The organism is Alteromonas sp. Cnat3-28 (assembly GCF_022348265.1).
In the GTDB taxonomy this organism is placed as follows: domain Bacteria; phylum Pseudomonadota; class Gammaproteobacteria; order Enterobacterales; family Alteromonadaceae; genus Alteromonas; species Alteromonas macleodii.
Genome location: NZ_JAKREY010000001.1, coordinates 375,131 through 396,913 on the forward strand (window position 1 = coordinate 375,131; position 21,783 = coordinate 396,913).

The 21,783-nt window shown below is 44.1% G+C and carries 19 protein-coding genes and 1 pseudogene; 14 read left to right on the plus strand and 6 right to left on the minus strand.

Annotated elements, in window-relative coordinates; translation table 11 throughout:
* Window positions 1-169: 169 nt before the first annotated feature.
* The gene (locus MHM87_RS01680) at window positions 170-781 is read right to left on the minus strand and encodes a DoxX family protein (RefSeq protein ID WP_239257592.1); all 612 of its coding nucleotides are present in this window, start codon (window positions 779-781) and stop codon (window positions 170-172) included.
* Between the two features lie 44 nt (window positions 782-825).
* On the opposite strand from MHM87_RS01680, the gene MHM87_RS01685 reads away from it, so the two are divergent.
* The 3 genes from MHM87_RS01685 (at window position 826) to MHM87_RS01695 (ending at window position 3,608) form a co-directional block, all read left to right on the plus strand.
* Window positions 826-1,017, plus strand: a complete 192-nt coding sequence (locus MHM87_RS01685) for a hypothetical protein (protein WP_239257593.1) — start codon at window positions 826-828, stop codon at window positions 1,015-1,017.
* 162 nt (window positions 1,018-1,179) lie between these two features.
* Window positions 1,180-3,045: a signal peptide peptidase SppA gene (gene sppA / locus MHM87_RS01690; protein WP_014949339.1), complete on the plus strand. Its 1,866-nt coding sequence runs from the start codon at window positions 1,180-1,182 to the stop codon at window positions 3,043-3,045.
* An 86-nt stretch (window positions 3,046-3,131) separates the two neighbouring features.
* The gene (locus tag MHM87_RS01695) at window positions 3,132-3,608 is read left to right on the plus strand and encodes a SprT family zinc-dependent metalloprotease (RefSeq protein WP_168533518.1); all 477 of its coding nucleotides are present in this window, start codon (window positions 3,132-3,134) and stop codon (window positions 3,606-3,608) included.
* Window positions 3,609-3,652: 44 nt separating this feature from the next.
* Here the strand turns inward: MHM87_RS01695 and yfbV are convergent, their stop codons facing one another.
* Entirely contained in the window at window positions 3,653-4,102 is a 450-nt protein-coding gene (yfbV, locus tag MHM87_RS01700) for a terminus macrodomain insulation protein YfbV (RefSeq protein ID WP_168533510.1), read from the minus strand.
* Window positions 4,103-4,640: 538 nt separating this feature from the next.
* Here yfbV and trxB point away from each other — a divergent pair.
* The 4 genes from trxB (at window position 4,641) to infA (ending at window position 7,416) form a co-directional block, all read left to right on the plus strand.
* A complete protein-coding gene (gene trxB, locus MHM87_RS01705) occupies window positions 4,641-5,606 on the plus strand; it encodes a thioredoxin-disulfide reductase (RefSeq protein WP_239257594.1) in 966 nt (321 codons plus the stop codon).
* A 50-nt stretch (window positions 5,607-5,656) separates the two neighbouring features.
* Entirely contained in the window at window positions 5,657-6,403 is a 747-nt protein-coding gene (aat, locus tag MHM87_RS01710) for a leucyl/phenylalanyl-tRNA--protein transferase (protein ID WP_239257595.1), read from the plus strand.
* Window positions 6,400-7,122, plus strand: a complete 723-nt coding sequence (locus MHM87_RS01715; protein WP_239257596.1) for an arginyltransferase — start codon at window positions 6,400-6,402, stop codon at window positions 7,120-7,122. The genes aat and MHM87_RS01715 overlap by 4 nt, the downstream gene beginning before the upstream one ends.
* Before the next feature lie 75 nt (window positions 7,123-7,197).
* A complete protein-coding gene (gene infA / locus MHM87_RS01720; RefSeq protein WP_014949333.1) occupies window positions 7,198-7,416 on the plus strand; it encodes a translation initiation factor IF-1 in 219 nt (72 codons plus the stop codon).
* A 175-nt stretch (window positions 7,417-7,591) separates the two neighbouring features.
* Here infA and clpA read toward each other — a convergent pair whose 3' ends face one another.
* Window positions 7,592-9,868: an ATP-dependent Clp protease ATP-binding subunit ClpA gene (clpA, locus tag MHM87_RS01725; protein ID WP_014949332.1), complete on the minus strand. Its 2,277-nt coding sequence runs from the start codon at window positions 9,866-9,868 to the stop codon at window positions 7,592-7,594.
* A 24-nt stretch (window positions 9,869-9,892) separates the two neighbouring features.
* Complete coding sequence (gene clpS, locus MHM87_RS01730; RefSeq protein WP_014949331.1) at window positions 9,893-10,213, minus strand: ATP-dependent Clp protease adapter ClpS; 321 nt, start codon at window positions 10,211-10,213, stop codon at window positions 9,893-9,895.
* A 243-nt stretch (window positions 10,214-10,456) separates the two neighbouring features.
* Between clpS and cspD the strand changes: the two genes are divergently transcribed.
* On the plus strand, window positions 10,457-10,675 hold the full coding sequence (gene cspD / locus MHM87_RS01735; RefSeq protein ID WP_014949330.1) for a cold shock domain-containing protein CspD: 219 nt from the start codon (window positions 10,457-10,459) through the stop codon (window positions 10,673-10,675).
* A gap of 558 nt (window positions 10,676-11,233) precedes the next feature.
* On the opposite strand, the gene MHM87_RS01740 is transcribed toward cspD, so the two are convergent.
* Both MHM87_RS01740 and MHM87_RS01745 read right to left on the minus strand, forming a co-directional pair.
* Window positions 11,234-12,268, minus strand: coding sequence for an IS110 family transposase (locus tag MHM87_RS01740; RefSeq protein ID WP_156080642.1), 1,035 nt, complete (start codon window positions 12,266-12,268; stop codon window positions 11,234-11,236).
* A gap of 289 nt (window positions 12,269-12,557) precedes the next feature.
* Entirely contained in the window at window positions 12,558-14,777 is a 2,220-nt protein-coding gene (locus MHM87_RS01745) for an NADP-dependent isocitrate dehydrogenase (protein ID WP_239257597.1), read from the minus strand.
* 513 nt (window positions 14,778-15,290) lie between these two features.
* Here MHM87_RS01745 and MHM87_RS01750 point away from each other — a divergent pair.
* The 6 genes and pseudogenes from MHM87_RS01750 (at window position 15,291) to MHM87_RS01775 (ending at window position 21,782) form a co-directional block, all read left to right on the plus strand.
* The gene (locus tag MHM87_RS01750) at window positions 15,291-15,833 is read left to right on the plus strand and encodes an rRNA large subunit pseudouridine synthase E (protein ID WP_014976399.1); all 543 of its coding nucleotides are present in this window, start codon (window positions 15,291-15,293) and stop codon (window positions 15,831-15,833) included.
* A gap of 370 nt (window positions 15,834-16,203) precedes the next feature.
* Window positions 16,204-17,310 (plus strand): annotated as a pseudogene (mnmA, locus tag MHM87_RS01755) (tRNA 2-thiouridine(34) synthase MnmA); the annotation flags it as partial.
* A 2-nt stretch (window positions 17,311-17,312) separates the two neighbouring features.
* On the plus strand, window positions 17,313-17,939 hold the full coding sequence (hflD, locus tag MHM87_RS01760; protein WP_014949326.1) for a high frequency lysogenization protein HflD: 627 nt from the start codon (window positions 17,313-17,315) through the stop codon (window positions 17,937-17,939).
* Between the two features lie 13 nt (window positions 17,940-17,952).
* Window positions 17,953-19,320, plus strand: a complete 1,368-nt coding sequence (gene purB, locus MHM87_RS01765; RefSeq protein ID WP_039229483.1) for an adenylosuccinate lyase — start codon at window positions 17,953-17,955, stop codon at window positions 19,318-19,320.
* A 106-nt stretch (window positions 19,321-19,426) separates the two neighbouring features.
* Window positions 19,427-20,260 carry an adenylate/guanylate cyclase domain-containing protein gene (locus tag MHM87_RS01770; protein WP_239257598.1) on the plus strand — a complete coding sequence of 278 codons (834 nt, stop codon included), beginning with the start codon at window positions 19,427-19,429 and terminating at the stop codon, window positions 20,258-20,260.
* 355 nt (window positions 20,261-20,615) lie between these two features.
* A complete protein-coding gene (locus tag MHM87_RS01775) occupies window positions 20,616-21,782 on the plus strand; it encodes a cupin domain-containing protein (RefSeq protein ID WP_168463328.1) in 1,167 nt (388 codons plus the stop codon).
* The last annotated feature ends 1 nt before the right edge of the window (window position 21,783 follow it).

The following is a 21,783-nucleotide window of genomic DNA, read 5'->3' on the forward strand; positions in this document are numbered from 1 at the left end:
TTACGTCCCTACTTTATTTTTTCGCGTTGCTGTTATCACGCTTCGATTTTCATAATCGAGACAAGCGTGCCAACAACAATAATTTACCTAACCTGATTGCTAGATCCTACGGTTCATAAACGAAAAAGACCAGAAAATTCCGGCCTTTCGTACAGGAAATGGAGCGTCCCTAATTACTTTTAGAACGCATGGCTTTATTCACATAGAAATCGACACTAAAGAAGCGTCCACCACCATAGATAAACAAAACTAAAAGCATAATAAAATAGGTCGCAGCGAATTCGATGCCGTTGTTAAGTACCACAAAGTTACCGCTGGATGTAAGCCAGTCATAATGGCCATACTCTTGTAACAATGATTTAGCTGCCGCAAGCTTTTCTGGCGCCGCCATAATGTTTTCATTCAGTAAGATTGTACCGTCGGCCAACCATGAAGACGCATCAGCAATAGCGAGCCATCCATTCTTAGCGTGAACACTCACCATAGCGACTATCATGGTTACCATTAATGGAATACTCACCAAGCGGGTCAATGCACCCAATAACAATAGAACACCGCCCACGAGTTCTGCGGCTGTAGCTAAGAACGCCATTACAAAAGGCATTGGTAAACCAAGCCCATAATCATCGTTACCAAACCAATCTACAATACTGTCGAAACTGGATGCTTTATTCCAGCCAGCCTGTATCATCACTGGTGCTAAATACAAGCGCAAGAAAAGTAAAGGAATGCCATCTGCCACTTGCAGTCGGGCTACGATTTGTTGGTAAATGTGTGTCATTGTTTAGCCTACTTTGTGTGATTAAGAAATAAGAACGGCACTTTATGAAAAAAATTTCATCGCGCGAAAATAAGCCCTCACCGTTTTTACGGCTAATGAAAAAGGGCCATGGAAAAACCGGCTATAAAGCAAAGAATGGAAAATTCCTTATGACGATGAGCGAGGATAGTCACAAACGTATTGCCTCCCTCATTCGAAAGTGGCTGGAACAATACGAAAAAAAGAACGCAGAATAAAAGTCATCGTAAGTCGTCGAAAACAAAGACACTCACAAAAAATTACAATTAAGTTCGCGATCTTACTCGATTTAGGTAACATAATAGAATGCAGTACGTGAGTAAGGTATGCCTGATCTATCTTGCTCTGGTTAGTTAATTCAAAAAAAGGTAGTGATTAAAATGGCAGCCAAAGGAAATTGGACTAAATCCTTGTTTATTGGCTTGTGGACGGTGCTTAACTTCACCCGCAAACTTTTCTTTAATTTGATATTCATTGTTATTTTTGTTGGATTGATAATCGCAATAACTGGTCAGGACGATGAACAGTTTACCGTAAACAAAGACAGTGCTTTGTTTCTTACGCTTAACGGCAAGCTAGTTATAGAAAAAGAAAGCATTGATCCTTTCGAACAGTTCTTACAAGAATCGCTAGGCAGTGAACCTGAAAACCCAGAAGTACTGGTACGCGATGTAGTGAAAGTGCTTGAAAATGCGCAAAAGGATCGCCGTATTAAAGCTTTGGTTCTTGACCTTCAAGGTCTTACCGGCGGTGGTTTAGACAAGTTGCGCACCGTAGCTAATGCTATTGACGCGTTTAAAGAATCTGAAAAGCCCGTTTATGCCATTGGCGATTACTTTTCCCAAGACCAATATTACTTGGCAGCACACGCTGATAGCATCTATCTGAACCCAATGGGCGGGTTAATGTTCGAAGGCTACGGCCGTTATGGCATGTACTTTAAAGACATGCTAGAAAAGTTAAAAGTAACCACGCATATCTTCCGGGTTGGTACTTATAAATCTGCTGTTGAGCCTATCATGCGAAATGATATGTCTGAAGAAGCAAAAGAAGCGGAGAAACAGTGGTTAGATGGTTACTGGGCGCAATACAAAGCGGACGTAGCAGCAGCTCGCGGTATCGATGAAGCAAACTTTGACGAGACCCTTGAAGGTTTATTAGCAAAGTTTGAAGCGGCAGGCGGCGATTTCGCACAGTATGCGCTTGAGAATAATTGGGTAGACGCATTGAAGACCCGCGAAGAAGTAAGATTGGAGCTCACTGAGTTAGTCGGTGAAGATGAAAACAATCACGGCGTTAACCTCACTTCGTTCAATACCTATCTTAAAGTTGTTAACCCGCCTATGCCGGTTATCGAGTCAGATATGGATAAAGTGGCGATTGTAGTTGCCAAGGGCACCATCTTAGACGGTAATCAAAAAGCCGGTACTATAGGTGGCGACAGCACTGCGCGTCTTCTGCGTAAGGCTCGTCTTGATGACAACGTAAAAGCAGTGGTTCTTCAGATTGATTCTCCTGGAGGCAGCGCATTCGCCTCTGAAATTATCCGTCAGGAAGTGTTGCAGCTTCAACAAGCAGGTAAGCCCGTTATTGCTTCTATGAGCACCTATGCAGCTTCAGGCGGTTATTGGATTGCAGCAAGTACCGATAGAATAATTGCAAGCCCTAGCACAATTACAGGCTCGATTGGCGTGTTTGGTATGTTTATGACCTACGAGAATTCACTAGATTATTTAGGTATTCACAGTGACGGTGTGGGCTCTACAGAGCTTGCAGGCTTCTCTACTGTGCGTCCACTAGCACCAGAATTCGGTCAAATTCTTCAGCGCAACGTTGAAAACACTTACGGAAACTTCTTGTCGTTGGTTTCAAATGCTCGTGGTATGTCGGTAGAAGAAGTGGATAGTGTTGCCCAAGGACGCGTGTGGATTGGCGAGGATGCCATTGAACTTGGCTTGGTAGACCAGCTTGGTACGGTTGACGATGCTGTAGTTGCTGCGGCCGAGCTCGCCGAGCTAGAAAATTATGATACGTTCTACGTACAACGTACGCTGAGTGCCCAGGAAATTTTCTGGAAGGAATTCTTTGGCCAGGCAATGACGTTTGTGGGCAAATGGCAATTTGCCCATGCCGACTCTGCACTGGTAAATGAATTTAAGCGCGTACTTAAAGAGTTCAGTTTAGTAAACCAACTAAACGACCCTAAGGGTACCTACGTGCTATGTTTACCTTGTGACGTTAAATAATACGCGCAGCAAATAAGTAGAAACAGTAAAAAGACAGAGGCAGCAACATCGCTTCAAATGACTTAACTCAAGAACAGCGTCGCGTTATTACCGACGCTGTTTTTTATTGCTATGAGCAAGCAGAGCAATACTTCAAGCAAACGTTCAAGCGCCCTACCATCACTTTTAGACGGTCGGGGAAAAATGCGGGCACTGCGTTTTTACAGCAAAACCGCGTGAATTTTCACCCACTTCTGTTTAAAGATAATATTGATGCCTTTTTAAGTGACGTGGTACCACACGAAGTCAGCCATTTGTTGGTTTGGGTTCTGTTTGGCAGAGTTCAGCCCCACGGCATAGAATGGCAGTCGATAATGCGCAGCGTATTTAACTGCACGCCTAATGCTACCCATCAATTTGACGTGAAACGGGTAGCCCGCACTTTTCATTATGTGTGTGACTGTGACACTTATGCACTAAGTACACGCAGACACAATAATATTTTAAAAGGGGCACAATACAAATGTAGGAAGTGTCAGGCCTTGCTTCGCGCACCAGACGTTGGCAGCCTAAAAGCCTATTGACCCAAGACGCTGTCTGGCGAGCGGTATTTACAGGATACGTGCTGTTAATTAAACCAGTGTTTAGTAAATGCGTTGTCTAAATCTTTAAACGCTGTCTTAAGAAGTTGCGCTAGCTCTTTATATTTTGGTTTTGATTTAGCATTGGTCATAGCTACACCTTGCGAGCGCATTTTTGAGTGGATTTCTTGATACCAGCTTTTCAGTTGTGGTGGAAGGTATTGGTCAGAGCGATGTCCTAGCCAAAGCAAACCTTGCATAGGCAGACTTAAGAAGAAAGCACCTATGGTAATGGTTTGAGGTAGATAATCGGCGCCTAAACTCTGATAGAGCAGCGCGCATGAAACCATTGCCACTGGCGGCATGGTTTTAATTGCAAACTTAGTCGCTGCTACAACTCTACACTCTGGGAAAAAGGCATAGAGTTCTTTTCTTACAGGCCATGTCTTCATGTACTGCTGACCGTTTTTCAACATTGTCATTATTGATTGAGACATGCCTCACCTCTTTGATAAACCTTACTATCAGCATTAATGCTGATATCACTCACGTCATTATTCGATAGTTATAACTAAATTGTAATCCGCTTTTTGGCTAATACAAACTGGTTCTTCTAAATCAGTACGTAATTACAGCGATAAACTATCAACATCGATCTTATCAAATACGATTGCACTGTAGTTAATTAAGTTTCGTTGATGTGGCGGCTGCCTTTTGGTCTGCTGTTAAGATCGGCGTTGTGGAACTAATACACCCTACGTTAATAATTAAAAGGTATAAGTTCAATCTATCTTTAAGTGACATTTTTCTCGCTTAAAGGCATCATATAGCGCTTAAGCCTAAACATTGTGCTGCATGGCTTTGTTGTTACTTTTGTTAAAGCAAGTGAATAACGACCTGCAGATGTTGCGCTGGCAAATTACTATAATAAAAGTAACTAGGTGTTGAGCTTGATTTACAGATTTTCGCCCCTACCTAGCTTTCTAAGAGAAATTTTATAAGTAACCCTATTGGGTGAATTATTTGGAGAGGAAAATGGCAGAAAGCAGACACGTCCGTCTACTTATCTTGGGTTCAGGCCCTGCAGGTTATTCAGCAGCGGTTTATGCTGCACGTGCAAACCTTAAACCTGTACTGTTAACTGGTATTCAACAAGGCGGACAGCTTACTACCACGACAGAAGTAGAAAACTGGCCGGGCGATCCTGAAGGCCTTACTGGTCCTGATCTAATGGTTCGTATGCAAAAGCATGCTGAAAAGTTCGATACTGAAATTATTTTCGATCACATCAATAAGACCGACTTTTCGAAGCGCCCTTTCACGCTTTACGGAGATAGCGGTACTTATACGTGTGACGCACTAATCATTGCTACAGGTGCTTCAGCTAAATACCTTGGTCTTGAATCAGAGCAAGCGTTTATGGGTAAAGGTGTATCTGCTTGTGCAACCTGTGACGGTTTCTTCTACCGCAATCAAAAAGTAGCGGTAATCGGTGGTGGTAACACCGCTGTTGAAGAGGCGCTTTACCTTTCAAACATTGCATCAGAAGTACACGTTATTCACAGAAGAGATAGCTTTAGAAGTGAAAAAATTCTTGAGCAACGCCTTCGTGATAAAGCAGAAAACGGTAACGTGGTTTTACACTTAAACCGTACACTAGATGAAGTGCTCGGTGACGAAATGGGTGTAACCAAAGTCCGTATTAAAGATACGAACAGTGATGCGACAGAAGAGATTGATGTAATGGGTCTTTTCGTTGCAATCGGTCACAAACCGAATACCGATATCTTCGACGGTCAGCTTGAAATGAAAGATGGCTACATTGTTGTAAACAGCGGTACAAACGGCAATGCCACGCAAACCAGTGTTGAAGGTGTGTTTGCTGCAGGTGACGTGAGCGATCATATTTATCGTCAGGCTATTACATCAGCAGGTACTGGATGTATGGCGGCGCTAGATGCTGAAAAATACTTAGATGGTACTATGCCTGAACAAGGTTAATACTGTTTACCAAGCCCTGCTATTCAGTAGGGCTTTTTTCTGGCCCGATTATGATAGCGTTACATTACATCGAAGAAGGCGCGCCCTTCCCTCCAGTCGACACTGCATTAGACGAACCTAACGGCCTGCTAGCATTTGGTGGCGACCTCAGCCCTGCACGTTTATTTTCTGCCTACTCACAGGGCATTTTCCCTTGGTTCAGTGATGACGAACCGCTGTTGTGGTGGTCACCCGACCCCAGAGCCATTATTGAACTCGACAATTTTGTCGCATCGAAAAGCCTTAAGAAGCTTGCTCGAAAACAAAAATACACGGTAACGTTAAATTACGCGTTCGACCGTGTCATTGAAGCCTGTTCATCAACCCCTCGTAAAAACCCAAACACAGGTGAACTCAATAGCGAAACATGGATTACCGATGACATGATTGGGGCTTACCGGCAGCTCAATGGTTTAGGTTTAGCACACTCTGTGGAAGTTTGGGACGGCGAAACACTGGTGGGTGGACTATATGGCGTTGGAATTGGCAAGGTATATTGCGGTGAATCGATGTTTCACCGGGAAAGTAATACGTCTAAACTTGCTATGATGGCGTTGGTTGAGCACATGAAGTCTCACGATATGGCCTTTATTGATTGCCAGCTTCCTACCGATCATTTGACATCCCTTGGTGCGAATGTGTTACCCCGTGAAAACTTTATTGAAAAACTGGAAAACAACAACCACACTTTAACTGAAGACGGTAGGCTGTCAGAAGATTACCTTAATTGTTGGAAGCCAAGAGTGATTACTCCGTGAAGTTTGGTATAACCCAATCATTTTCATGTAGCTATTTGCCCGATGAGCAAGAGCAATTATTAGTATACGCCGAAAATAATGATTTTCAGGCGTGGCGATACTCGCAACTTATTCAAGTGGGATTTCGACGAAGCGGTGAACAAATTTACCGTCCACACTGCCCAGCCTGTAAAGCGTGTAAGTCGGTGCGAATTCCGGTGAATGCTTATACCCCCTCTCGCAGTCAAAAAAGGCTGTTAAAGGCCAACCAAGGGTTTCGCGTTCAGCTAGTTAGTGAAACTAAAAGCACATACTACCCGTTGTATGAACGCTACATTACGGAGCGACATGCCGACGGTAGTATGTATCCCCCGTCACGAACCCAGTTCGACAATTTCGTTTTGTGTGATTGGATGACAACCCATTACCTAGAGGCCTATGATGGCGACAAGCTCATTGCAGTGGCTGTCACTGACGTTGTCGATGCTAACGAATATATGGGTGCACTCTCTGCGCTCTACACGTTTTTCGACCCTGACTATAGCTCTGCGTCTTTAGGTACATGGATGATACTCATGCAAATTGAGGAAGCGAGGCGTTTAGGCCACCACTATGTTTATTTGGGCTATTACGTAGAGGGTTGTCAAAAAATGTCTTATAAACACAAATTTTTGCCATTTGAGCAGTTTAGTGACAATGAATGGCATCTATTTAGCAAAAATAGTAAAATACCCACTTAATTGCTTTACACCGAACCCAAGATTGGGTAAGGTCTGCGCGGCAAAAATTTTGAATTACTGAGGTAACTGCTTTACATGGCAAAAGAAGATTGTATTGAAATGGAAGGTACTGTGTTAGACACGCTACCTAACACTATGTTCCGCGTTGAACTAGAAAACGGTCACGTAGTGACTGCACACATCTCTGGTAAAATGCGTAAGAACTATATCCGTATTCTTACTGGCGATAAGGTCACCGTTGAGATGACTCCTTACGATTTGACCAAAGGTCGTATCGTTTATCGCGCAAGATAATGAGCCATTTAAGCGGTAACGCATAAAAAAAGCCCGATTAAGATCGGGCTTTTTCGTATCTGGGTGTCCTATTTCATCCTCGAAGCACTATCGCTAAAAACAAAGTTACTAACGAAGATATAGCGCTTGATAGACGACATTAGTCTTTCTACCTAGCGCTACATGCTTTATTACATTAGGTTGGCTCTGCTTCTTCAGACGTTGCACCTACACCTGTGTACTCAAAGGTAAGTTTGTCATCAACGCAGTCTACTTTAACGTTTCCGCCTTTAGATAACTCGCCAAACAATAGCTCGTTCGCTAACTCTTTCTTCAGGTCATCTTTAATGACGCGCGCCATAGGACGTGCACCCATTGCCTTATCATAGCCTTTCTCAGCCATGTAAGCGCGGGCTGCACTGGTGACCTCTAGCGACACGCCTTTAACGTCAAGCTGTGCCTGAAGCTCAATAATAAACTTATCTACCACCTGCAAGATAATTTCAGGATCAAGATGATTAAACCAAATAATACCATCTAGGCGGTTTCTGAATTCAGGTGTAAACACCTTATTGATTTCAGACATCGCATCGTGACTGTGATCTTGCTGCTTAAAGCCAATAGATTTACGTACCGTTTCTTGAACACCTGCGTTGGTGGTCATCACTAACACTACATTTCTAAAGTCAACCTTACGTCCATTGTTATCAGTCAGCGTACCGTGGTCCATAACCTGAAGAAGAATATTGTAGATATCGCTATGCGCTTTCTCAATTTCATCTAACAGCACTACTGAGTACGGGTTTTTGATTACCGCATCTGTTAACAGACCGCCTTGATCAAAACCAACGTAACCAGGAGGCGCACCAATGAGGCGGCTAACTGCATGACGTTCCATGTACTCAGACATATCAAAACGTACAAGCTCAACACCCATGATTTTAGCCAGCTGTTGGGTTACTTCTGTTTTACCAACACCAGTTGGACCGGCGAATAAGAAGCTACCAATTGGTTTTGCTTCAGCTCCAAGTCCAGAACGTGATAGCAATATAGCGTCATTAAGCGTCTCTATCGCCTTATCCTGACCAAACACGACCATTTTAAGGTTGCGGCCAAGGTTCTTAAGCACCTCTTTGTCAGAAGCCGATACAGACTTCTCAGGGATACGCGCCATTTTTGCAATAATTTGCTCAATATCGCCCACACCTATCGTTTTTTTGCGCTTGGAAGGCGGCAACAGACGTTGGCTTGCACCCGCCTCATCCATTACATCAATGGCTTTATCTGGAAGGTGACGCTCGTTGATGTATTTAGCCGACAATTCCGCCGCAGCTTGAATCGCTTTTTGTGTGAAACGCACATTGTGGTGCTCTTCGTAGCGACTCTTAAGGCCAAGCAGTATCTTTGTGGTATCGCTGACGCTAGGTTCAGTAACGTCAACTTTCTGGAAACGACGTGCAAGGGCGCGGTCTTTTTCAAAAATACCTTGATATTCTTGATATGTGGTTGAGCCGATACAGCGTAGTTCACCGCTTGATAGCTTAGGTTTAAGTAAATTTGACGCATCCATTACACCGCCCGACGCAGCGCCAGCACCAATAATGGTATGGATTTCATCAATAAACAAAATGGCGTTCTTGTCTTTGCCAAGCTCTTTCAGAATTGCTTTCAAACGCTTCTCAAAGTCACCACGGTATTTGGTACCAGCAAGAAGGCCACCTAAATCCAGTGAGTAAACGGTACTTTCAGCAATAACATCAGGCACGTCTTCGTTAACGATTCTGTATGCAAGACCTTCTGCGATCGCCGTTTTACCTACGCCCGCTTCACCTACTAGCAGCGGGTTGTTTTTGCGACGACGACATAGAATTTGAATAGTGCGCTCTACTTCCGAATCGCGGCCAATCAACGGGTCTATTTTGCCGTCTTTCGCGTGACGATTCAGGTCAGTTGCGTATTTGCTTAATGCTGAGCCACCTTCTTCGCCTGCTTCAGCCTCTTCCGACGCTTCGGGGTTTACGGGCTCATCATCATCCGCTTTGCTTACACCATGGCTAATGAAGTTCACCACATCCAAGCGCGTTACATCCGCCTTCTTGAGAATATAAACGGCCTGAGACTCTTGCTCGCTGAATATAGCAACAAGTACGTTGGCGCCAGTAACTTCGTCCTTACCAGACGACTGAACGTGGAATACCGCACGCTGCAGCACGCGCTGGAAACCGAGCGTGGGCTGAGTTTCGCGTTCGTTTAACTGATCATCTAAAATGAGAGGCGTAGTATCTTTAACAAAAGCTAACAGTTCGCTTTTAATTGCCTCAATATCGGCACCACACGCTTTGAGCGCATCGCGAGCAGCTGAGTTATCAAGCAATGCCAACAACAAGTGCTCAACCGTCATAAACTCATGACGATGCTCTCTGGCAAATACAAACGCGTTATTTAACGTTTGTTCTAATTCTTTATTTAACATATTGCTCGCCCTCTACAAAAAACCTTATGCCTGCTCCATCGTGCACATCAACGGGTGCTGATGTTTGCGTGCGTACTGATTAACCTGCATCACTTTTGTCTCTGCTATCTCAGCAGTAAAAATGCCACACACGGCTTTTCCTTGATAATGAACGGTCAGCATAAGTTGGTTGGCTTTCTCAGCGTCCATATTGAAAAACTGCATGAGTACCTCAATGACAAAATCCATCGGTGTATAGTCGTCATTGTTCAACAACACTTTATACATGGGAGGCGGCTGCGGCTTCTGTCGCTGCGCGTCTTTCTGTTTTTCCTTTTCGATACTAATAGCGTTGTCTTTACTCATAACTTAATAATAGTGGTTTAATGGCACATATGTGTACAAACTTTTGGATAAATTTATTCACATTTGCCCTTGACATAATATGGTTAAAAAATCTACATTTTGTATAGTGGTTTTGAGTATTGCACGTTAGCTACGACATAACTTACTGCGTAGCAGCTACAATCAATACTCTTTCCACCGTGTCTCCGGATCTATAATGGGGGCATATACTCGTGAGTTCAAGGATTAAGAGGAAGTCGAAGTATGGCGGTTGGCAAAGTTAAATGGTTTAACAACGCAAAGGGTTTTGGATTTATCGTTCCTGAGGACGGCGGCGAAGATATTTTCGCGCATTACTCTACGATTCAAATGGAAGGCTACCGTTCGCTAAAAGCGGGTCAAGAAGTAACGTTCGAAGTTCAGCAAGGGCCTAAAGGTCTTCACGCTGAGAACATTGGCTTCAAAGAAGAACCAGAGCGTTAAGAAAAGAATTTTCAAAGCCTGACCCTATACGTCGGGCTTTTGCTTTTCTTGCCATTCAAAATGTGTAGGTGCAGTAAAGCGCCTGTGCGGATAACTGCGTTTTAATTTTCCCTACAAAAATAAGCATTACGTTATCTTAACGTTGTGTATTAAAGTTGCGTAATAGTACAAAGTAAACAATCAACGAGCTTTTTTCCTGTTCCTTTTATCTCCCTCTTATACATTCCTTTCCAAAACATAAGGTATATCGCCCTACCCTTTATTAGCCCTTATACCATATATGGACCCTCTCCGATTGCAAGACACCGTGTTGATTTAATAACGTGATTCACTGCTGCCATATATTCGGCTTTTTCGTGAAGTCAATTGACTTCTAGCCTTGATGGTTGTTCGCATCTTGTTGTCTCATCAATCCGGCGGCCTCGAAGGCCCTTGGTATAAACTGATTTGAACAAGATGGTTATGAACCGTTAATCATCAGTACGTTGTCTTTTTGCAATATGTTGATAGGCTTTCTGTTTTAGTTTATTTACTTATCTTTGGTTTGGGTTTCATCGGCTAAGCCGCTGCTTTATTTATCAGTCCTGGCTGGTAGTCCTGTTGATAGTGCAGCATAGCCCAGGCCATTCTTACCATTTTATTAGCCAGTGCGACGCACGCTTTGTTAAAGCTCATGCGTGCTAAACAAGCCCGACACCACTCGCTCACCTTATCGGTTTTATCACCAATATGGCGCAAGGCGGCCCTGGCTCCGTTAATTATCTGGGTCCGTAAATACGTGTTCCCTCGCTTGCTAATACCCAACAATCTCGGGTTATCTCCCGTTGTATGTTGTTTGGGCACTACACCTAACCAAGCGGCTAAATGTCGGCCGCTATTAAAAGTCTGACCTTGTCCAATGCCTGCATATAAGGCGGTAGCAATCAAAGGCCCAATTCCTGTCATGCTCATTAAACGCTCGCATACAGGCTGGCTTTGTGAGAACGCTTTCAACTCCTTATCCATTTCTTTTATGTGCTCTCGCAGTTCCCGCAAATCATTGAGTAAGCCTTGAAACTGTCGGCGAGCTAACATACTCAATCCATTGTCAGCTTCTTCCAGGGTTAAAGGCAGCTCTTTCACCAAAGTCGCTACACCCCGTGCATACACAATACCGTATTCGCTCAACAAGCCTCTTATCTGATTACTCAACGCCGTTTGCTGCGCTATCATACGCTCTCTAATCCGATGCATAAGCTGGATGTCTTGTTGGTCCTGAGACTTAAACGGCACAAATCGCATCCCTTCGCGTTGTGATGCCTCGGCTATCGCCTCTGCATCATTGTAATCGTGTTTATTGCCTTTTCGGTATGCTACAACGTATTGCGGTGCTATTGCTTTGACTTCATGCCCGGCTTTCGTCAATTCCCTACACCAGTAATGGCAACTTCCACAGGCTTCCATCACTACAATGCATGGCTCCAGTTGACTAAAATAGGACAACATCTGGTGACGCCTTAATTTCTTCTTTCTGAGCACTCTGCCTGACTGATTCATAAAAACTAAATGAAAAACAGACTTGGCGATATCGAGACCTATTGTTACCTTACTCATGTGACCTTCTCCTTCTTGATAGTGATTTGAACAACCCTATCTTGGCTCATTTGAAGCCTTTATGGGAGGAGAGGGTCCATACCATTAGTCCGCGTAGACCATTGCCTACTCAGCTAGGTTTAAAATGTTCGTAATCGCCGCGTGTTAGCGCAGGTATAGTGGTTCTACATAAAAAAAGCCCTCTCGTTTGAAGAGAGGGCTTTTAAACGTTGTTTTGAAATAGCTTCTCAGGTTTGAGAATACTATTCTATGCGCTAGACCTTTAAGCCTAACGCATATACACAAAATACTATGCGCCTAAGATAGCTTTTAATGTCTTACTTGGAGACATGGTTGCGAAAAGCTTGTCTTCGTCAGGGTAGTAGTAACCACCAATTTCTTGCGCGCTACCTTGCGTTGCATCAATCTCAGCCAAGATGTCGTCAATTTTCGCAGACAACTCTTCATACACTGGCTTAAATTGCGCAGCTAGATCTGCGTCTTCCGTTTGGTTCGCTACTTCTTCAGCCCAGTATAGACCTAGGTAAACATGGCTACCACGGTTGTCCAACTGACCTGCTTTACGAAGCGGAGACTTACCATTGTTTAGTAGTTTTTCCGTTGCTTTATCAAGTGCAGTAGCAATAACTTTTGCTTTAGTGTTGCTGTGCTTAATAGCAACATCTTCTAGCGATACAGCAAGTGCCAGGAATTCACCGAGTGAGTCCCAACGCAAGTGACCTTCTTCAACGAACTGTTGCACGTGCTTAGGTGCACTACCGCCCGCGCCCGTTTCATAAAGGCCACCACCAGCCATCAACGGAACAATTGATAGCATTTTAGCACTGGTACCAAGCTCTAGGATTGGAAACAAATCAGTAAGGTAATCACGAAGTACGTTACCCGTTACTGAAATGGTATCCAGACCGCGAATTGCACGTTCCATGCTGTAGCGAATAGCGCGTACAGGAGACATAATTTGAATGTCTAGACCGTTGGTATCATGGTCTTGTAGGTACTTTTCAACTTTCTTGATAAGTTGCGCATCGTGAGCACGTTCGTCATCTAGCCAGAATACCGCAGGCATACCAGATTGACGTGAACGCGTTACTGCTAGCTTAACCCAATCTTGAATAGGTGCGTCTTTCACCTGACACATACGCCAGATATCACCTTCTTCAACATCGTGAGAGATAAGAACATTGCCGTCTTGGTCAATAATCGACACAGTACCGTCTGCTTCTAGTTCAAACGTTTTGTCGTGTGAACCGTACTCTTCTGCTTTTTGCGCCATTAGACCAACGTTAGGCACTGTACCCATCGTTGTCGGGTCGAATGCACCATGCGTTTTACAGAAGTTAATAACTTCCTGGTAAATGGTTGCATAAGTACTTTCTGGAATTACCGCTTTCGTGTCGTGCGCCTTTCCATCTGGTCCCCACATTTGACCAGAGTTACGAATCATGGCTGGCATAGAAGCATCAACAATTACGTCACTTGGTACGTGAAGGTTCGAGATACCCTTGTCAGAGTTCACCATCGCCATTGGAGGGCGGTCGGCATAACATGCGTTGATATCTTTTTGAATTTCTGAGCGCTGGCTTTCAGGTAAGCTCGCAATTTTGTCGTAAACGCTACCAAGACCATTGTTAGGGTTAACACCTAGCTCTTCAAACAGGTCGCCCCATTTGTTGAATAGATCTTTGTAAAATACTTTTACGCAGTGACCGAACACGATTGGGTGAGACACCTTCATCATGGTCGCTTTTACGTGTAGTGAGAAAAGAACGCCTGTGTTTTTCGCATCTTCAATTTGCTCTTCGAAGAATTCACACAGCGCTTTCTTGCTCATAAACATGCCGTCGATAACTTCGCCAGCTAGCAAGTCCACACGCGGTTTAAGGGTTTTCTTACTACCATCTTTACCCGTAAATTCAATGCTTACATAACCATCTTTTTCCACGGTTACAGACTTCTCACCCGAGTAGAAGTCGCCGCCGCGCATGTGAGCTACGTGAGAACGTGATGCTTGAGACCACTCACCCATTGAATGCGGGTGCTTGCGTGCATAATTTTTAACTGCAGTTGGGGCACGGCGATCTGAGTTACCTTCACGTAATACAGGGTTTACTGCACTACCTAGCACCTTACCGTAACGTTCGCGAATGTCTTCTTCTTCAGCAGTTTTTGGTGAATCAGGGAACGCTGGTACGTTAAAGCCTTTTGCGTTTAATTCTTTGATAGTTGCACGAAGCTGTGGAATTGAGGCACTGATGTTTGGAAGCTTGATGATGTTAGCGTTCGGGTCTTGGGTCATCTCACCCAGTTCAGCTAGCGCGTCTGGCACTCTTTGTTCTTCAGAAAGATACTCAGGGAAATTTGCTAAAACACGTGCAGCAAGTGAAATATCGCTTAGCTCAACGTCGATATCTGCAGCCGCAACAAACTTCTGGATGATAGGAAGAAGTGAGTAAGTCGCCAGCATTGGCGCTTCATCAGTCTTCGTGTAGATGATCTTAGACTTGGTCATTATATACCTCAATTTTTTCGACAGGGTACTGTCGTCTTTAGTCCATTAGGTCGCAACAACCCGCAACATGTTCATGTCACGCCCACAGTCATTGCGAAACGTATTTGATGTTTTCCACCTTTTGCTTTTATTAAGCACTAGGTCACTTGCTGTTTTCTTCCCTACATATTATTCAATTCCCTATGTTAGCAATATGCATCTCATGGCTTTGCACTCGACTACCTAGTCGTACGCAATTTCGAGATACGATGTATAAGCAAGCCCGCTTATCACTGCTAAAACTGTCTAATAATTATGCAGATGCGCTCTCTTATAAAAATGGGAGCGACCATTAGTATAGGGTCGAAAGTTTGAGTTACAAGTCATACCATTGTCTTAACTCATAAGATCACCGAATTTATCGACAAACTTCATTGAGCAAACCACTATTTGCGGTTGATTTTCCCATGCGAAGCATCGTCATTTGTCGTAAAATCCCCCCCGAAATTTTGAATTTAAACAAGCGGAAGTAATATGTCTTCAAACGCTAAAGTGGTGCTTTTTAATAAGCCCTTTCAAGTTCTTTCTCAATTTACTGATGCAGACGGTAGAGAAACCCTAAAGGACTATATTGATGTTCCCGGTGTGTATGCCGCAGGACGACTCGACAGAGATTCGGAAGGTCTTCTCGTACTCACCAATGACGGAAAGCTTCAGCATAAACTTGCTAACCCAAAAGCTAAAACCAGCAAAACCTATTGGGTGCAAGTTGAAGGTATTATGGACGAAAAAGCAATGCAGGCGCTGCGTGACGGCGTGGAATTAAAAGATGGAATGACTCGCCCCGCTAAAGTAAAGGCCATGGAAGCACCTAGCGTGTGGCCGCGGAATCCGCCCGTACGCTTTAGACAGTCGATCCCTACTAGCTGGGTAGAAATTACCATTACAGAAGGCAGAAACAGACAAGTGCGACGTATGACAGCGCACGTCGGCTACCCCACCCTTCGGCTCATCAGATATCGCGTGGGTAATTGGACCATTGATGGTATTGATAATGGCAGCTACGTTCACTTTTAAAGGCAATTCAATTTCTAATACTTGAAATCACCTTCCTTGACCACACTAAAAGAGGCACCGAAACGTCACGGATTTTTAGCGCTGTTAAAGGTTGCTGTTCATCTTTGCATATAGACAATTTTTTACAGCAAAGGCCAACGGCCGCTTGGCACATATTTAATTACTTAATCAGATAAGGATTAAATGTGAATTAGCTATCGGAATCTGATAAAATCCGCGACCTCGAAAACGGGCCGATTTGTAAATGGCTGATTAGTGGTACAGCCCACTAAGTGGGTAAGCGCCTTAGCATATTTATCAACATGTTAATTGGTGACTGATTTAACAAATACGGTTTCTTTTTATTAATCAAATGAGTGTGCAATCCATAGTGAGTGATATTGAATCTAACGCCAGCAAAAAAGTGATCGTCGGAATGTCCGGCGGTGTCGATTCGTCTGTTTCAGCCTACCTACTCCAACAACAGGGTTATCAGGTTGAAGGTCTCTTCATGAAAAACTGGGAAGAAGACGACAACGATGAATACTGTGCCGCAGCGGAAGATTTAAAAGATGCACAAGCGGTTGCTGACAAACTAGGCATTGAACTGCACACCATTAACTTTGCAGCAGAATACTGGGATAATGTGTTTGAGTATTTCTTAGAGGAATACAAAGCGGGCCGTACGCCAAACCCAGATATTATGTGCAACAAAGAAATTAAGTTTAAAGCGTTTCTTGAATTTGCAGCAGAAGACCTTGGCGCTGACTACATTGCTACTGGTCACTATGTTCGTCGCCGAGAAGTTGACGGTAAATGGCAAATGCTACGCGGTCTTGATAACAACAAAGACCAGAGCTACTTTCTTTACACGTTAGGCGAAGAGCATGTTGCAAAAACGCTCTTCCCTGTGGGCGACATCGAAAAGCCATTAGTTCGCAAAATTGCCGAGGAGCAAGGTCTTATCACTCACGATAAGAAAGACTCTACCGGGATTTGCTTTATTGGTGAACGCAAATTTAAAGACTTCCTTGCTCGTTACCTTCCAGCTCAGCCTGGCGTTATTGAAACAGCAGAAGGCGAAGAAATTGGCCAACACGAAGGCTTGATGTATCACACGCTAGGTCAACGTAAAGGCTTACACATTGGTGGATTAGCCAAATACGGTGACGACCCTTGGTATGTGGTAGATAAAGATGTTGCTCGCAACGTGCTTATTGTGGGCCAAGGTGCCGACCACCCTCGCCTATACTCGAAAGGCTTGGTAGCAAAGCAGCTACACTGGGTGGATAGAAAAACAATTACAGAACCTGTGCGCGCGGTAGTTAAAACCCGTTATCGTCAGGCCGATATCCCATGTACAATAACGCCAACTCAAGACGACACCATTGAAGTGATGTTTGATGAGCCGCAGAAGGCGGTAACGCCGGGGCAGTCAGCGGTGTTCTATAGTGACGAAGTTTGCCTTGGCGGCGGTATTATTGAGAGTTATATTCGCTGATGTTAGATACCGACATAGAAAATAACCTAGCACTTGCAGGTGTATGTCAAGCTGCTGCGCTGGTTCAACAGCTTGCCAGACGAGGTTCTGCCGATAACGAGGCTATAGAGGCCAGCTTATCGAGCATACTGGTTACTGACCCAGAAACACCTCAACAGGTTTTCGGCCAGCTCGCTAACTTAAAAACCGGTTACACCACACTCGCAGCACAGCTATCTGACAAACAAGCAACAAAAGATACGGAATTAACCCGCTATATAGCTAGTATTCTAGGCCTTGAAAGAAAGCTAGCGAGAAAGCCTAAAGCAATGCAGGAACTGGGCGAACGTATTTCCCATGTTCAGCGCCAGCTTGCTCACATCGATTTCCAAAACCCACAAATAGTCTCCTCTTTAGCGAGCATTTACAGCGATATCATCAGTCCGCTAGCACCGCGTATTCAGGTGGCTGGTAACCCAGATTATTTAAGCCAACCTGCTACTCAGCATAAAGTGCGTGCGCTTTTGCTTGCAGGTGTTAGGGCTGCAGTAATGTGGCGTCAGATGGGTGGAAAACGAAGAAACATTTTATTTAAACGCAAACACATTCTTAACAGTGCTGTTAAAGCACTACGATTAATAAACTAGTGAGGAGCTTAAGGTGGAACTGAGTCAGTTAACTGCAATTTCCCCTGTCGATGGTCGATATGCTGGCAAAAGCGTAGAATTACGCAGTATTTTCAGTGAGTACGGCTTATTAAAATACCGTGTAGAAGTAGAAGTACGTTGGTTACAAATGCTGTCTACTAACCCACAAATTGAAGAAGTTCCTGCTTTTACAGACACGTCAAATGCACTACTAGACAAAATAGTAGCTGAATTTAGTGTTGAAGATGCCATGCGCATCAAAGAAATCGAGCGCACAACAAACCACGATGTGAAAGCGGTAGAATACTTTCTTAAAGAGAAGGTTGCCGACAATAGTGAGCTTTCAGCAGTAAATGAGTTTATCCACTTTGCGTGTACGTCTGAAGACATCAACAACCTTTCACATGGCTTAATGCTTCGCGAAGCCCGCGAGACCGTTATTCTTCCTTACTGTGACAAATTAATTGAAGCGCTAGTAGAGCTTGCTAAGCGCTACCAGAACGTACCTATGATGGCACGTACTCACGGTCAGCCTGCTTCACCTACCACCATGGGTAAAGAAATGGCAAACGTGGCTATTCGCCTAAAGCGTCAGCGTAGCCAAATCGCAGGTGTTGAGTTACTTGGTAAGATTAACGGTGCAGTGGGCAACTACAATGCACACTTGTCAGCGTATAAAGATGTAGATTGGCACGAAGTTTCAGAGAAGTTTGTTACCTCACTAGGTCTAACCTGGAACCCGTTCACTACGCAAATAGAGCCGCATGACTATATTGCAGAAATGTTTGATGCCATTGCGCGCTTTAACACCATTCTTATCGATTTCGACCGTGACGTTTGGGGTTACATTGCACTGGGTCACTTCAAGCAAAAAACGGTAGCTGGCGAAATCGGCTCTTCTACCATGCCACACAAAGTTAACCCTATCGATTTCGAAAATTCAGAAGGTAACTTAGGTCTGGCGAACGCTATTTTTGACCATTTAGCAGCTAAGCTTCCTATCTCTCGCTGGCAACGTGACCTTACTGACTCAACCGTACTACGTAACCTTGGCGTAGGTGTAGGTTATGCGGTTATTGCGTATCAGGCTACTTTGAAAGGTATCAGCAAGTTAGAAGTTAATGAGCAAAGCTTACTTAACGAGCTAAACAACAACTGGGAACTGCTTGCAGAGCCTATTCAAACTGTTATGCGTCGTTACGGTATTGAAAAGCCATACGAGAAGCTAAAAGAGCTGACCCGTGGTAAGAAAGTAAACGCTGAGGTCATTGCTGAATTTATTGATAACCTAGATATGCCAGAAGCGGCCAAAGCAGAGCTTAAGGCATTAACGCCTGCTACATACATTGGTGATGCAATCAGGCTTGTAGATCAGTTATAAGCCCTTACGCTTTCCACTACACTGAAAAACGCGGTCATTAGTACCGCGTTTTTTTATTCCTAAATTTCTCTACATTGAATTTTCACATACCCGTGGGAGCAAGCAAATGGATTTACGCAACACGAACCACACTCCTTTCTCATTGCAGGAAAAACACTGTGTTGTACTTTCCCCCACGGTTTCGAAGGTGTTAAGTACAACGCTGGAAACCAAAAGTAGTGCCGCGAATTTAAAAAGCTGTATAAAAAATGCCGTCGTCATTTTTTGTGACCTATCAGGCTTCCAACAACTCTCAGTTAAATATGGCGACATTACATGCGCCAGACTTGTAGATAGCCTGTTTTCTGAATTCGATGTGCTTGCCGCTGATTTACACCTTTCGCCATTAAAAACCAACGGCGATCAATATATTGCGGTTGGTTTTAGCGGCGAACATAGCAGTACAACACACTCGCTTTTGAACGCTCTGGTGAACGCCATCGAATTCGCATTTCGCGCTCGCGAGCTTGTAAATAGCAACGACCTTTTAGCATCATCTTCAAGTCAACTGCGAGTTGGCATTGCGACAGGATCTTTACTTGCCGGCCAATCTGCTCGCCCGCTTGCAGGCTTTGATATTTGGGGGACTACGGTAAATAGGGCTGCAATGTTAGAGCAATACACAGCACCTAATACAATTGCTATTTGCGAGAAGTCTTACAGCCTGGTTAAACGACAGATTATGCATCGCTCTAGCGCGAGTGCGAATAACCCTTGCTCCTTTAATACGTACTTCACTTGTGGTTCAAATAGAAACGCTAACACTGAGCTCTCAACGCGTGAACACGACAAGCGGAAACTCAGTGAGTCAAAAATGTGTGGCGAAAATTGCAAAGAAACCACATTCCTACCAAAACAGCTGCATACGAAAACAATGCTAATGAGCGCATACGTTTGCTAACTCCTGTCTAGCGCATCTGATAACTACCCATGCCATGTAAACATTGAGCTAAAAAGCACGTGATTTCTAAGTTAGATGAATTACACCTGCAGTAACTCGCCGCGAGTACGAACATGTTAAGTTTCGCTGAGTGGGTAATTATCTATGCGAACCATTATGAATACGGCTTTCCCTGTTGAATCAGGTGAAGCAAATGCAAGGTAGCAATAAATGTTTCAATAATCGATAATGCCCCCCATAAACTTCGACCTCGCTTTTGACAAAGTGCTAACGCTTACCGCATATTTGTAACGCCACGCACAATACTTAAATCAACAGATTAAGCCCATTTAATTGGCTTACTATAAGAGACACTATGCCCACTAACGACAATTCGTACATTATTGATGCACAATCTGGAAACGGCTTTAATGCAGAAACCTTTCTAAAAAACTACTGGCAGCAAAAGCCGGTAGTCATCAAACACTTCTTTGACAACTTTGTAGATCCTATCGATGAGAACGATCTTGCCGGTCTAGCACAAGAGTCGGAAGTGGATGCACGTATTATTAGCAACGTGAAAGGCAGCTGGCATGTTGAACAAGGGCCAATTACCGATTTTGACAAAGCATGTCAGGGCAAATGGACATTACTAGTTCAAGGCGTAGATAAATATGTGCCCGACGTAACCCCTCTACTAGATCCCTTTTCTTTTATCCCTAATTGGCGATTGGACGACCTGATGGTGAGCTTCGCCACCAATGGTGCAGGCGTTGGTGCTCACATCGACCAATATGATGTATTTTTAGTTCAAGGTAAGGGCCAAAGACGCTGGCGTGTGGGCAAGCCGGCGGACTATAAAGAAGTTTTTCCACATCCAAAATTAAGACAAATTGAAGGCTTCGACCCTGTTATAGATGTTGTGGTTGAGCCTGGCGATGTGGTGTACGTACCACCGGGCTGGCCTCATGATGGAGCGACAATTGAAGATAGCCTCACTTACTCTGTGGGTTATCGTGCTCCGGACAATCTGCAACTAGCGGAAAGCCTGGCGATGATGTTGGATAAAGGCGCACATAATTATCGCTTTACCGATGCAAGCCGCTCTATGCAAGGCAATCGTGCTTGGGTAAATCCAAGCGATGTTGCCATTCTTAAGCAGCAGCTCATAGATGCGATAAACGGTGAAGACTTTACTTTGGCACTTCTAGAAGCCATGAGTGAACAAGGCATTCCTGAATATCCGCTAGAAGACGAAGTATCGCTAGAGCAAATTTCAAATGAGTTTGCCGCAGGCATTAGCTTTGTTCCTGCACCGGGTGTGCGTGCATTACTATGTGACGGTAAGCGTGGTCTTCCTCGCGCACTCTTTGTAAATGGCAGTCAGTTCGAATTTGGCAAAAGTGACCAAGAATGGTTTGAAGTGCTGGCATCAGGAGGCGTTTTGAACGCAACGTGTTGCCAAGACGCGCCTTCTTTTACATTTTTAGAAACCTTAACTACACTTATCAATAATGGTTACTGGGAATGGTTCGAAGGTTAAC

Bases quoted from the DNA above. Each gene is read 5' to 3' on its own strand.
- MHM87_RS01770 (WP_239257598.1), top strand. From the start codon at position 19,427: ATGGATTTACGCAACACGAACCACACTCCTTTCTCATTGCAGGAAAAA.
- clpA (WP_014949332.1), bottom strand. From the start codon at position 9,868: ATGTTAAATAAAGAATTAGAACAAACGTTAAATAACGCGTTTGTATTT.
- sppA (WP_014949339.1), top strand. From the start codon at position 1,180: ATGGCAGCCAAAGGAAATTGGACTAAATCCTTGTTTATTGGCTTGTGG.
- cspD (WP_014949330.1), top strand. From the start codon at position 10,457: ATGGCGGTTGGCAAAGTTAAATGGTTTAACAACGCAAAGGGTTTTGGA.
- trxB (WP_239257594.1), top strand. From the start codon at position 4,641: ATGGCAGAAAGCAGACACGTCCGTCTACTTATCTTGGGTTCAGGCCCT.
- MHM87_RS01750 (WP_014976399.1), top strand. From the start codon at position 15,291: ATGTCTTCAAACGCTAAAGTGGTGCTTTTTAATAAGCCCTTTCAAGTT.
- yfbV (WP_168533510.1), bottom strand. From the start codon at position 4,102: ATGTCTCAATCAATAATGACAATGTTGAAAAACGGTCAGCAGTACATG.
- infA (WP_014949333.1), top strand. From the start codon at position 7,198: ATGGCAAAAGAAGATTGTATTGAAATGGAAGGTACTGTGTTAGACACG.
- aat (WP_239257595.1), top strand. From the start codon at position 5,657: ATGATAGCGTTACATTACATCGAAGAAGGCGCGCCCTTCCCTCCAGTC.
- hflD (WP_014949326.1), top strand. From the start codon at position 17,313: ATGTTAGATACCGACATAGAAAATAACCTAGCACTTGCAGGTGTATGT.
- MHM87_RS01745 (WP_239257597.1), bottom strand. From the start codon at position 14,777: ATGACCAAGTCTAAGATCATCTACACGAAGACTGATGAAGCGCCAATG.
- MHM87_RS01685 (WP_239257593.1), top strand. From the start codon at position 826: ATGAAAAAAATTTCATCGCGCGAAAATAAGCCCTCACCGTTTTTACGG.
- MHM87_RS01680 (WP_239257592.1), bottom strand. From the start codon at position 781: ATGACACACATTTACCAACAAATCGTAGCCCGACTGCAAGTGGCAGAT.
- MHM87_RS01740 (WP_156080642.1), bottom strand. From the start codon at position 12,268: ATGAGTAAGGTAACAATAGGTCTCGATATCGCCAAGTCTGTTTTTCAT.
- MHM87_RS01775 (WP_168463328.1), top strand. From the start codon at position 20,616: ATGCCCACTAACGACAATTCGTACATTATTGATGCACAATCTGGAAAC.
- clpS (WP_014949331.1), bottom strand. From the start codon at position 10,213: ATGAGTAAAGACAACGCTATTAGTATCGAAAAGGAAAAACAGAAAGAC.